Raw genomic sequence first — 12,149 nt, 5'->3', positions numbered from 1 at the left:
CTCCATGTACGCTCGAATCGCAGCATCCATGCTGCGAACGGTTCCGAAGCGCTCTCTCCGGCTCTCAAATGGCGTTTGGCATGACTAAGTGGCAACACGTTCTAGGGGCTATGGTAATCGTCGCTGGCTTCGGCGTTGCCTGGTGGACGACCCGCCGGCTGCTGCTTTGGCAGGGCCGGGAGCGCTTGTTGGATCGCCCCAATCTCCGCAGTTCCCATACCGTGCCCACCCCACGCGGGGGCGGAGTGGGGGTCGTGGCGGGTTTTTTAGTGGTTTCGCTGGGATTATGGGGCGCCGGGCTGATTCCGGGTTGGGCCGCGCTGGCCGTTGTGGGCGCGGGGCTAGGGGTGGCGGCGATCGGGTTTTGGGACGACCTGGGCCACGTACCCATCGGGTGGCGCCTAGTTGTCCATGGAGGTGCGGCGGTCTGGGGGTTGGTTTGGGTGACCGCCGGGCGGGGTTGGACAATCGCCGAGGGGCATTGGGCAACCACGGGGGGTTGCCCCTACGCCATGTTGGTGGCGGCTGGATTGATGCTGGTTTGGCTGATCAATCTGTACAACTTCATGGACGGCATCGACGGTCTGGCGGCGGTGGAGGCGATCACCGTGGCCTCGGGGGCGGCAGGGATATTGTTTCTGGAGCAACGAGGGGATCTGGGATTATGGCTTCTGGGACTGGCCGCCGCCACGGGCGGATTTCTGGTTTGGAACTTCCCGCCGGCGAAAATCTTCCTGGGGGATGTGGGCAGCGGTTTTCTCGGCGGCGTCCTGGGCATGTTGGCCTTGGTGACGGTCGCTGGCGGCGCGATGACGGCATGGTCTTGGGGCGTTTTGCTGGCGGTGTTCATCACCGACGCCAGCGTGACCCTGCTGCGGCGCATGGCGGCCGGGGAGCGCTGGTGGCAGGCGCACCGAAGCCATGCTTATCAGCATTTGGCCCGGCGCTTCGGCCATCTTCCGGTGACGCTGGCGGTGGGTGCGCTCAATCTTTTCTGGCTGCTGCCTTGGGCGTGGGTAGCCAGCGTCTATCCCGACCGGGCGATCGGCTGGATTGTCATCGCCTATTTGCCCTTGCTTGGGATCGCATGGCGAGCCGGTGCGGGGGTGTCCGAGGGCAGGTTTCGAAGGAAGGAATCGATCCAATGATATACTGTTTGGATCGCAAAGATCTCGAAGCGTTTGAACAATGACCTTGGCGGAAGGAGATTTGAGTCAAATTCGTGAGATGGTGGAACGGCTCGTTGAGGAGCGAATCACCGCCCTTTACGCGCAGCGCGATTTGGAATTGCGTGAGCGGATGGTGCGCGTGGAGGAGGAGCTCAAGCATCAGCGGGAGCTGATGGAGCAAGGGTTCCACTTGATGGAGAAGCGATTCGAGCAGGTGGATAAGCGCTTTGAGCAGATGGAAAGGCGGTTCGAACAAGTGGATAAGCGCTTTGAGCAGATGGATAAAAGTCTGGACAAACGCTTCGAGCAGATGGACAAGCGCTTCGAGCAAATGGACCGCCATTTCCAATCCTTGACCCGCCGTTTGGATCGTTTCATGTTCTGGTCGCTTGGATTGACCGTCACTGCGGTTATATTCGTCATCAATTATATGCATTGAGGCGAGCGGCGCGCCTTCGCCCGATTTCCCCGTCTCCCCCTTTCCAAAGGTATAATCGTTCACATTGGCATTTAAGGAGTATTCATGGAAACATTCAAAGGCACCACCATCCTGTCCGTGCGCCGGGGAGATCGGGTGGCCATCGGCGGCGACGGACAGGTTTCCATGGGCGATACGGTGATGAAGGGAAACGCCCGCAAGGTGCGGCGTTTGTATCACGATCGGGTGCTGGCCGGTTTCGCCGGGGCGACCGCCGATGCCTTCACCCTGTTCGAGCACTTCGAAGGGAAGCTGGAAAAGCACCGCGGCAATCTGGTGCGGTCGGCGGTGGAAATGGCGAAGGATTGGCGTACCGACCGGACCTTGCGGCGCCTGGAGGCATTGCTGGCGATCGCCGACGCCAGTGCCTCGCTGATCATCTCCGGCACCGGCGACGTGATCGAGCCCGAGCAGGATATCATCGCGATCGGCTCCGGCGGTTTCTACGCCCTGTCCGCCGCCCGCGCCTTGCTGGAGAATACGGAACTGGGCGCGCCCGAGATCGTCGAAAAATCCCTCAACATCGCCGCCGATATTTGTATTTACACCAATCACAATCTGATCCTGGAAGAGCTGGAGTCCCATAAACCATGAGCATGACCCCCCGCGAGATCGTTCACGAACTCGACAAGCACATCATCGGCCAGCAGCAAGCCAAGCGTGCTGTGGCCATCGCCCTCCGCAACCGTTGGCGGCGCAGCCGCTTGGATGCGTCCCTGCGCGAGGAGATCACGCCTAAAAATATTCTCATGATCGGGCCTACGGGGGTGGGCAAGACGGAAATCGCCCGCCGCTTGGCGAAACTCGCCCATGCGCCCTTCATCAAGGTGGAGGCGACCAAGTTCACCGAAGTGGGCTATGTGGGGCGCGACGTGGAGTCCATCGTCCGCGATTTGGTGGAGGTGGCGGTCAAGCTGGTCCGCGAAGGGGAGATGGAAAAAGTCCGCTCGCGCGCCGAAAAGGCCGCCGAGGAGCGGGTGTTGGACGTCTTGGTGCCGCCGCCTTCCAGTTGGTCCCAGCAGCAGGCCCAGGAAAAGGAATCGCCGGCCCGTCAGCGTTTCCGCGACAAACTCCGCGACGGGCAATTGGACGACATGGAAATCGAAATCGAAGTGCAGTCTCCGACCATGGGCGTCGAGATCATGGCGCCGCCGGGCATGGAGGAGATGACCAGCCAGCTGCAGAACATGTTCCAGAACCTTTCCACCGGACGCACGCGCCAGCGCAAGATGAAGGTCAAGGATGCCTTGGAGGCGCTGCGCGAGGAGGAAGCGGCCAAGCTGGTCAATGAGGAGGACATCAAGCTGCGCGCGGTGGAAGCGGTGGAGCAGAACGGCATCGTGTTTTTGGACGAAATCGACAAGATTTGCCGCCGCTCCGAGATGGGCGGCTCGGGGGGCGACGTGTCGCGCGAAGGCGTCCAGCGGGACCTGTTGCCGTTGGTGGAAGGCAGTACCGTGAGCACCAAGCACGGCATGGTGCGCACCGACCACGTGCTGTTCATCGCTTCCGGCGCGTTTCATGTGTCCAAACCTTCGGACCTGATTCCCGAACTCCAGGGCCGCTTCCCCATCCGAGTGGAGCTGGGTGCCCTGTCGGTGGCCGACTTCACGCGCATCCTGACCGAACCCGATGCTTCCTTGACCGAACAATATCGGGCCTTGCTGGCCACCGAGGAAGTCAATCTGATATTTACCGAAGACGGCATCGAGCGGATCGCGGAAATCGCCTGGCAGGTCAATGAGCAGGTGGAAAATATCGGCGCCCGCCGTTTGCATACGGTGCTGGAAAAGCTGCTGGAGGAGATTTCCTTCCAGGCTTCCGACCTCACCGGGCAGACCCTGACCCTCGACGCGGCTTACGTGGACGAGCACTTGGAGGATCTGGCCCAGGACGAGGATCTGAGCCGCTATATTTTGTGATCTGACATGCCTACGCCTCTGGAAATCAAATTACACCGCCAGTCGCGCCAGCTCGAATTGATCTTCGACGACGGTGCTCGCTTCCTATTGCCGTGCGCTTATCTGCGGGCCCACTCCCCGGCCGCCGGCGAACATCCGGACAATCCGGACGTGACCGTCACCGCCATCGAGCCGGTGGGCAACTACGCCGTCCGGTTGGTATTCAGCGACGGCCACGACAGCGGTTTGTACACCTGGGAGGTGCTTTATCATCTGGGCGCCCGAAAGGCGTCCGAGCAGGAATCCTCATGAGCGACAACAAACGAGATCAGACCACGCATTTCGGCTTTCGTCAGGTCCCCTTCGGCGAAAAATCCAAACTGGTCCGGGGCGTCTTCGATTCGGTGGCCGACAGTTACGATCTGATGAACGATCTGATGTCCTTCGGCGTCCACCGCTTGTGGAAACACCTGACCATTCATCTGAGCAATGTGCGCTACGGGGAGCGGGTGCTGGATCTGGCCGGCGGGACCGGCGACCTGACCCGGCTGTTCCGCCCTCGGGTGGGCGACGGAGGGGAAGTGATTCTGGCCGATATCAACGCCGCCATGCTGAGAAGAGGTCGCGATCGCCTCACCGACGAAGGATTGATTCGAGGCGTGCGCTACGTGCAGGTGGACGCCCAGTATTTGCCCTTTGCGGACGAGACATTCGATTGCGTCACCATCGGTTTCGGGCTTCGCAACGTCACCGACAAAAACAAGGCCTTGCAAGCCATGTACCGGGTGCTCAAGCCCGGGGGGCGGTTGTTGATCCTGGAGTTCTCCAAGCCCAAGGGCGAGTTGTTCGGCAAGTTCTACGATTTTTACTCCTTCAAAATGTTGCCCCTGATGGGCAAGCTGGTGGCAGGGGACGCCGACAGCTATCGCTATCTGGCCGAATCCATCCGCGTTCATCCGGATCAGAATACCCTCAAGGGGATGATGGCGGCGGTCGGGTTCGACCGGATCGAATATTTCAATCTGACTCAAGGGGTGGTTGCCATCCACCGCGGATATAAACTGTAAATGTTGGCGGAAACGGCTTTTTCCGAAGCCTTCACGGCGGCACTCAAGCGGTTCTTGGCGCTCGACCCCAACCATGTCCGCCTGTTGAGGCCCGTGGCGGGTAAGATCTTCGTGGTGGAACTCTTGCCGTGGCGGCGACGTATTGTCTTGAGCCCCACTTGGGATTCGGTATTGGTTCTGGCGGACGGTGATGCCCCCGCCGATGTGATCTTGCGCGGAACTCCCTTGGCATTCGCGCGAATGGCTCTGAGCCGTCAGCCCCAGCACGAACTGTTCGGGAGTGATATCGAGGTGGAGGGAGACATGGATGCGGCCCGCAGGCTTCAGAACCTGGTCCAGCGCTTGGATCTGGACTGGGAAGCATGGTTGGCGGAGTTGGCCGGGGAACAGGTCGCCCAGCGAATGGCCGCCCCGATCCGATCGGTTGCGGATTGGCATCGCCACGCCTGGCGGACTTTTCAGTGGAATCTGACCGAATTTCTGCAAGAAGAAACCCACGCCTTGCCCGCGCCCCTGGAGGCGGAGAATCAATACCGGGAGATCGCCCGGCTGCGCGACGACACCGAACGCTTGGCGGCGAGGGTGAGGCGACTGGTGCGGAAACACCCCCCCACCCAACCCTCCCCCCGTCGGGGGGAGAGCTAGGGAGAGCAACCGTGTTGGGTATAAAGATTCTTTGGCGTCTGATCGGGGTCCAGCAGATTCTTCTGCGCCACGGCTTGGACGAATTGATCCTGGGGCTCCCCTGGCTGCGTCCGCTGCGTTTCCTGCGGTGGTTTTCCCCCAACACCTGGCGCCGGCGCCGGCGGCCTCCGCGGGGGGAGCGTATTCGCCTGGCGCTGGAGGAATTGGGACCGATCTACGTCAAGTTCGGCCAGGCGATCTCCACCCGCCGCGACCTGTTGCCCGACGACATCGCCTTGGAACTGGAAAAGCTCCAGGACCGGGTGCCCCCGTTTCCGGGCGTGCAAGCACGCCGCATGATCGAGGCGGGTTTGGGCGCCGAGGTGACCGAGCTGTTCGCCGAATTCGACGAGGTCCCGCTGGCTTCGGCCTCCATCGCCCAGGTGCATTCCGCCCGGCTTCGGGACGGCGCCGAGGTGGTGGTGAAGGTGTTGCGTCCGGGCATCGAGGCCCGCATCCGTCAGGACCTGAGACTGATGTACGCCTTCGCCCGCTTGGCGCTGAACTTCATTCCCGAGGCCCGCCGTTTGAGGCCGGTGGAAGTGGTGGCCGAATTCGAAAAAACCATCCTGGACGAATTGGACATGGTGCGCGAGGCGGCCAATGCGGCCCAGCTCCGGCGGCATTTCCAAAACTCCGACATTCTTTATGTGCCCAAGGTGTATTGGGATTGGACCTGTCCTCGGGTGTTGGTGCTGGAGCGGATTCGCGGCATTCCGGTGGCCAACCGGCCGGCCTTGGAGCAGGCCGGGGTCGATTTGAAATTACTCGCCGAGCGGGGCGTGGAAATCTTCTTCACCCAGGTGTTCCGGGACAATTACTTTCACGCCGATATGCATCCGGGCAATATCTTCGTCGATCCCGCCCGGGAAGCGCGTTATATGGCGGTGGATTTCGGCATCGTCGCCAGCCTCACCGAGGCCGATCAGTATTATTTGGCGGCCAATCTGCTGGCCTTCTTCAATCGCGATTACCGCAAAGTGGCGGCGATGCACGTGGAATCGGGCTGGGTGCCGCCCGATGTGCGGGTGGATGAATTCGAGGCGGCGATCCGCTCGGTGTGCGAGCCGATTTTCGCCAAGCCCTTGGGGGAAATTTCCTACGGCCGGCTGTTGCTCCGTTTGTTCCAGACCGCGCGCCGGTTCCGGATGGAAGTCCAGCCTCAATTGGTGCTCCTGCAGAAAACCTTGCTCCAGATCGAAGGCTTGGGACGCCAACTGTATCCCCAATTGGATTTGTGGCAGACCGCCAAGCCCTATTTGGAAAACTGGTTCAAACAGCGGGTCCATCCCAAGACCCTGTTCGACAAAACCCTCGAGCAGTTGCCGGTTTGGGCCGAACAATTCCCCGAGGCGCCCACCTGGGCCCTGCGCGTTCTTCATGAGGCGAGCCGGGGCGAATTGACGGTCCGCTGGCGGTCCCAGGAATTGCTGGAGCTCCAGGCGCAGCTTCGCCGAAATCACCGCCGGACGGTATCCGCCATCGGCGGCGGGGCGTTGGTGGTGGCCGCCAGCGTCTTGCTGGGGCAGGGACTCGTGATGCCGGTCACTTGGGGATTGGCCGGTTTGGGGGGGATGCTCCTCACCCGCGCCTGGTGGGGAGCGGATTCGAGATAAACGATCGTGGAACCAAAAGGGAGGTTGATATGGGGGCCGATTCGGAGGTTCGGGTAGCCGTATTGATTCCATGCCACAACGAGGAAAAAACCGTGGCCAGGGTCGTATCGGACTTTCGAGGTGTTTTGCCCGAGGCGAAGATTTGCGTCTTCGACAACGCCAGCACGGATAAGACTTCCGAGGTGGCCCGCGCATCCGGGGCAAGTGTCTTCCACGTTCCCCGCAAGGGCAAGGGGAATGTGGTGGCGGCCATGTTCGCTAATGTGGAGGCGGATGTGTACGTGATGGTGGACGGAGACGCCACCTACGACGCCAAAGCTGCTCCCGAGGCGGTGAAGCGGCTGATCGAAAAGCGGCTGGATCTGGTGAATATCGCCCGCCGCTATGTGGCTTCCGATATCAGCCGCCCGGGGCATCGCTGGGGAAACCGGGTGTTTCATCACATCGTCCGGCGTTTTTTCGGCCAGCCGCCGGGGGACATGTTGTCCGGATTCAAGGTGTTTTCCCGAAGGTTCGTCAAAACGTTCGCCTCCTTCAGTACCGGCTTCGAGATCGAGACCGAAATTTTGATCCACACCCTGGAATTGGGGTTGCCCTGGGAGGAAATCAGCGCGCCTTATTATGCCCGGCCGGAAGGATCGGAAAGCAAGCTCAATACCTTCCAGGACGGCGGAAGGATTTTCAAATTCATCCTCGGCCTGTACAAATTGGAGCATCCCTTGGGGTTTTTCGTTGCCATCGGTGCCGTGTTTGCGGTGACCTCCTTGGGGCTTGGCATTCCCTTGGTTGCCGAATATTTGCAAACCGGCTTGGTGCCCCGTTTTCCCACCGCCTTTCTGGCCGCTTCCCTGATGATCATCGCGGCCATTTGCGGCACCATCGGGCTGATTCTCGATACCGTGACCAGCGGTCGACGGGAGTTTAAGCGGCTGATTTATCTTCAATACCCGTCCCCGGGCACCAGGGGGAAAGTCGCCATGGGCGGGCAGGAGGGCGGATGATCGTCCGGCAATTCCTCCGCTTTGCGTGGGTCGGGGTATTGGGGTTTGGGGTCAACGGCGGGGGGGTGGCCTGGTTGTCTCCTCATATCGGCCCGTTATGGGCCCAGGCGGTCGGATTCCCACTGGCGGCGACGTTTACTTGGTGGTTGAATCGGCATTTTACTTTCGGCCCCAGTGAGCGTTCCTTGCGGCGGGAATGGGCTTATTACGTGAGCGCCAACGGGATCGGATGGTTGGCCAATAACGGCAGTTATGTCTTGTTGGTGACCCAGTCGGCCCTGTTTCACCGTTACCCCGTTCTCGCCGTGGCGGTGGGTTCGGTGGCGGGGATGTTCTTCAATTTCGGATTGTCGCGCTATTTTGTCTTTAGTGGGGGGCATCGGTCAAACGCTTCTGTTCCCGCGTTTCAGAGGCGTTTTCCCTTTCTTACCATCGCCTCAATTTCCGTAGGGGCGACCGGCCGGTCGCCCCTGCTGTGGTTGTTGGTTTACCCTTTTCTTCTTAAGGCACCTCTCTGGACTGGATGGTTTATCTCCGATCCCTTCGTTAGCTTTGGTGACTTGGCTCTCGATGTGGGAGGGCGAATACTGCCCGGTTTACCCACTATCGATAACAACATTGCTTTTACGTCGGATGCATTGGGGCAAAGGGCGGCGGATGATTGGCTAGCGGGGAAAATACCCTGGTGGAACCCCTACGAGGGAACCGGTACCCTATTGGCGGCGGAAATGCAAAGCGCCGCGTTGTTTCTGCCGTTCATACTTTTCTACGCGCTCCCCCATGGACAACTTTGGTTTCATCTTTGCCTCCAAGTAATGGCGGGATGGGGAACCTTCTTTTTGTTGCGTAGATTGGGGTTGGGCATGTTGGCGGCGGTAACCGGCGGACTGTTGTTCGAAATGAACGGTACCTATGCCTGGCTGGCCAATGCAGTGATCAATCCAATCTGTTTTTTACCCTGGTTTTTATTGGGGGTGGAGGAAACGGTCCGACTCGTTCGAGAAGGGCATGGGATCGGCTGGCTTTGCCTTCCTCTGGCCTTGTCGTTATCTCTCTATGCCGGTTTTCCCGAAGTGGCTTATATCAATGGATTGCTGGTCCTGATTTGGACGCTGGTGCGTTTGGGTCAACTTCAGGGAAGCCAGCGATGGCGATTCTTGGGTTGGATCACGGGGGGAGGCACGGCGGGAATTCTTTTGAGCTTGCCCGTGGTCGTGCCGTTTTTCGAGTTTCTGACCATGGCCGATGTGGGAGGGCATCAAGCCTCGGCTCTAGGCAATCAATCGTTGCCAGCACATGGATTGATGGCTTCGTTTTTTCCTTATTTCTTCGGCCCCATCGGCTATGGTGGATGGTCGGGAAGCGCGACTTGGTGGGGAAGCATCGGCGGTTATTTGGGCTTTGGACCGGTTTTTCTGGCGGCGTTTGCTTTGCTCGGGAAGCGGGAACGATGGTTGAAGATCGGTATTCTCGCTTGGATCCTGCTCGGTCTGGCCAAGGCTTTGGGTATGCCGGGGATTACTCAATTGCTCAACCTATTGCCGATGGTGGAGCTTGCGGCATTTTTCCGCTATGTTTGGCCTTCCTTATCCATGGGAATAGTCGTTCTTGCCGCCTTCGCACTGGATGATTTGGTCCGGCGAAATGGGCATATGAAATTATCCTGGATTCCGCTTTTGAGCGTGATGGCGCTAGTGGCGTTCGCGTTTGGATTGACGTGGGATTTTCTTTGGCAATTAAATACCGCTTCGTCCTTGATCTGGTGGACGCTCGATTCGTTGGCTTTGGGCGCCTTGGTGTTTGCTTGCACGGCTTGGTTGGGGTATTTCAAGCGTCACGATTCGGCGCCCCTGGTGGCAGCGGTAGTCCTGTTTGAATCGACGATTTTGTTTTTGATTCCGGTCTTCTCCTCTCCTAAAAGAGGAAATCTTCATCTGGAGGGAGTGGCATATCTCGAACAAAAGCTCGGCTTGCAACGGTTTTATACGACCGGTCCTTTGGCGCCCAATTATGGTTCGGTTTTTGAGATCGCCCAGCTGAATTATAACGACTTGCCGATCCCGAAAAATCTCGCCGACTATCGCAGGACGCATTTCGATCCTTATAGCAGCGCTATTATTTTCGACGGCCATTTTCATCCCAACCCTTCGGACCCTGACCCGCTTCAGGTTCTGCGCAATCGGATCGGTGCTTATTCGAAGGCAGGCGTATCGCACATTATTACTTATCCGTATGAAAGTCTCGATCTAGATCAATACGAAGTCCCCATTCAAGTTCGAGACAATGAGGCTTTGGCGGTGTATGGAGGAGAAGTGCTTCGAGTTCGCTTGCCTAATATACCGCCGGGTGAGTTGCGGATTTTTGGCGTGTTTATCGGCACTTATCATGGAAAGGCGGATGGGCGGCTCGAAGCCAAGCTGTGCCAGCTGGATTATTGCCGCACCGCCGTAAGCGATGTGAAAAACGCCAGGGATAATGCTTTTTTGAGATTTAATTTGTCCCCACCTGTCCAGCTTATCCCCGAGGTGCCGATTGAGATCGAGTTTCGCTATTTAACTGCGACCCAGCCGGTAGCGCTGTGGTTGTGGCCGCAAGTTCCGGATTCACTTCAAGATCTTCACGCAAGCCATCAGAATTTGAACGGCAGAGGACTGCGTTTGAAATTTTGGTATCGGGAAAAAAACCGTTCCGGTGTGTATCTTGTCCACCGCGATCCGGTCATGAACATTTATGCTCTGGATGAATTTCGCGATTACTTCAGCGCCGAAGGATGCCGCTTGCGGGCGGATGGTCGGAATGCGGTCATGGCGGAATGCGACCGTCCCAGTCGGTTGGTGCGGTTGGAAACCTTTTATCCCGGCTGGCGCGCGGAAGTGAACGGCAAGCCGGTTCCGGTGGAGGAAACCGAGGGTTTGTTCCAGCAAGTGGCGCTGCCTCGCGGACACGCCGAGATCCGGTTTACCTATCATCCCCGTTTTTACGCTTGGATCGTGGCCGGATTTCTAAGTGCTTGGCTCATTTTGGGGGTGGGTTTCCTGTGGTCTCGGCCGAAGCCTCCCCGGCGGAGGTGACATCGTCGCCGGCGGTTTCCCGGTTGGCTTCGTCGTTGTCGGTGAATTCCTCCAGGATCGATAATTCATTCGTGGCGGTATCCGGAAAGTCCGCCTGATTTTCCTGCGGCGCGGAAGATTTTTCCACCGCTTGGGCCAGGGCTTCCAGGCGGTCATCGATGAGCCGCCGGAGGTGGCCGGGCATCTCGGCTAGGGTCAGGGGACTCGGTTGGAGCTGCCAGGAGAGGGCTGCGCGCCAGAATAGTTTTTCCGCCTCCAGCCACTGATCGGTGGTGTGGTCGATTTGTTCATCGTTGAGTTTTAAATGCTGCTGGAGCCACTGGCGGTAAATTTCGGCGCGTTCGCGGTGATTTTTTTCGGTCCCATCGATGAAATCGGTGATCGCCCGGCTGCGTTGGCGTTGGCGGCGCCAACCGAGAACGATCCAAGCCAGGCCGGTGCCGCTCAGGAGGAGCGCTAATTCGCCCAGGAGCAGCCAGAGGATGGGGGGATTCATGAGGCGCTCCGGACGATGGAAGTTTCCTCGGCTTGAGGGGCTTCGCCCGGCGCCGTCAGACGATCGGCGTTGGCGCGCAAGGTGTTGAGTACCCGGTCGCTGCTGACTTTGAGTTCTTCGGCGGTTCGCTCCGAGGCGAACAGGCGGGAATATTCCGAGGACAGGTGACTGATGGTTTCCATCGCCACCTGGAGTTGATCCGCGAGCTGTTCGTTTTCCGCCCGGGATCGGGCGAGCTCATCGCGCGCTTCCGCCAGTTCATGGCTGAGAGACGGGTGCTTCCCGCTGGGCATTTCCTGCAAGAGCCGATGGTAGGGTTCGGTATAAGCCTGCAGTTGCGATCCCAGTTGTCCCAGCCCCGCCACGTCGCGCTGCAGGAAGGATTGAAGGATCTGCTTGTACAAGGCCTGCTCCCGCTGGATCGTTTCCTGGATCAGGGCCTCGCGTTTGTCTTCCGGCAGGGCGTGGATTTTCTCCAGAATCGAGCCGATCCGGTGGGAATGGCCGTGGGTGGCTTGTTTCAAGCGTTTGATCAAATGCCCTACGGCGTGCCGTTCGCGGTGTTTGCGGCGAAATAAGAAGCCAATCCCAAGCAGAGCGGCCAAGGCCAGTCCCGCGAGGATTTCGGCGATCAGTAGCGCAATGACGGGGTCGAGTTGGATCATG

General features: G+C 59.1%; 12 protein-coding genes. 10 read left to right on the top strand and 2 right to left on the bottom strand.

All coding sequences use genetic code 11. The features are described 5' to 3' along the window. Positions 1-80: 80 nt before the first annotated feature. The 10 genes from H035_RS0112660 to H035_RS20885 all read left to right on the top strand — a co-directional run bounded on the left by H035_RS0112660 (position 81) and on the right by H035_RS20885 (position 10,987). On the top strand, positions 81-1,148 hold the full coding sequence (locus tag H035_RS0112660; protein ID WP_026596588.1) for an MraY family glycosyltransferase: 1,068 nt from the start codon (positions 81-83) through the stop codon (positions 1,146-1,148). A gap of 61 nt (positions 1,149-1,209) precedes the next feature. After that, positions 1,210-1,608, top strand: coding sequence for a hypothetical protein (locus tag H035_RS0112655; protein ID WP_200861546.1), 399 nt, complete (start codon positions 1,210-1,212; stop codon positions 1,606-1,608). An 84-nt stretch (positions 1,609-1,692) separates the two neighbouring features. Further along, positions 1,693-2,241, top strand: coding sequence for an ATP-dependent protease subunit HslV (hslV, locus tag H035_RS0112650; protein ID WP_022949341.1), 549 nt, complete (start codon positions 1,693-1,695; stop codon positions 2,239-2,241). A gap of 2 nt (positions 2,242-2,243) precedes the next feature. Continuing rightward, the gene (gene hslU, locus H035_RS0112645) at positions 2,244-3,569 is read left to right on the top strand and encodes an ATP-dependent protease ATPase subunit HslU (RefSeq protein ID WP_026596587.1); all 1,326 of its coding nucleotides are present in this window, start codon (positions 2,244-2,246) and stop codon (positions 3,567-3,569) included. A gap of 6 nt (positions 3,570-3,575) precedes the next feature. Then, positions 3,576-3,860, top strand: coding sequence for a gamma-butyrobetaine hydroxylase-like domain-containing protein (locus tag H035_RS19620; protein WP_022949339.1), 285 nt, complete (start codon positions 3,576-3,578; stop codon positions 3,858-3,860). Further along, on the top strand, positions 3,857-4,615 hold the full coding sequence (gene ubiE / locus H035_RS0112635; protein ID WP_022949338.1) for a bifunctional demethylmenaquinone methyltransferase/2-methoxy-6-polyprenyl-1,4-benzoquinol methylase UbiE: 759 nt from the start codon (positions 3,857-3,859) through the stop codon (positions 4,613-4,615). The genes H035_RS19620 and ubiE overlap by 4 nt, the downstream gene beginning before the upstream one ends. Next, complete coding sequence (locus tag H035_RS19615; protein ID WP_022949337.1) at positions 4,616-5,260, top strand: ubiquinone biosynthesis accessory factor UbiJ; 645 nt, start codon at positions 4,616-4,618, stop codon at positions 5,258-5,260. It begins immediately after the preceding gene. A gap of 11 nt (positions 5,261-5,271) precedes the next feature. Further along, positions 5,272-6,915: a ubiquinone biosynthesis regulatory protein kinase UbiB gene (gene ubiB, locus H035_RS0112625; protein ID WP_022949336.1), complete on the top strand. Its 1,644-nt coding sequence runs from the start codon at positions 5,272-5,274 to the stop codon at positions 6,913-6,915. 29 nt (positions 6,916-6,944) lie between these two features. Further along, positions 6,945-7,916 (top strand): glycosyltransferase family 2 protein, encoded by a 972-nt coding sequence (locus H035_RS0112620; protein WP_022949335.1) that lies wholly within the window; start codon positions 6,945-6,947, stop codon positions 7,914-7,916. Next, positions 7,913-10,987 (top strand): GtrA family protein, encoded by a 3,075-nt coding sequence (locus H035_RS20885; RefSeq protein ID WP_051149788.1) that lies wholly within the window; start codon positions 7,913-7,915, stop codon positions 10,985-10,987. Before H035_RS0112620 ends, H035_RS20885 begins: the two co-directional genes overlap by 4 nt. Here H035_RS20885 and H035_RS0112605 read toward each other — a convergent pair. Both H035_RS0112605 and H035_RS0112600 read right to left on the bottom strand, forming a co-directional pair. Beyond that, positions 10,932-11,483, bottom strand: coding sequence for a hypothetical protein (locus H035_RS0112605; protein ID WP_022949334.1), 552 nt, complete (start codon positions 11,481-11,483; stop codon positions 10,932-10,934). The genes H035_RS20885 and H035_RS0112605 overlap by 56 nt on opposite strands. Then, positions 11,480-12,148 (bottom strand): hypothetical protein, encoded by a 669-nt coding sequence (locus tag H035_RS0112600; protein WP_040574414.1) that lies wholly within the window; start codon positions 12,146-12,148, stop codon positions 11,480-11,482. Before H035_RS0112600 ends, H035_RS0112605 begins: the two co-directional genes overlap by 4 nt. Between the last annotated feature and the right edge of the window lies 1 nt (position 12,149).

Origin of the sequence: Methylohalobius crimeensis 10Ki (assembly GCF_000421465.1) — a bacterium.
Taxonomy (GTDB): Bacteria; Pseudomonadota; Gammaproteobacteria; order Methylococcales; family Methylothermaceae; genus Methylohalobius; species Methylohalobius crimeensis.
This window is presented reverse-complemented; position numbering and strand designations above follow the sequence as displayed.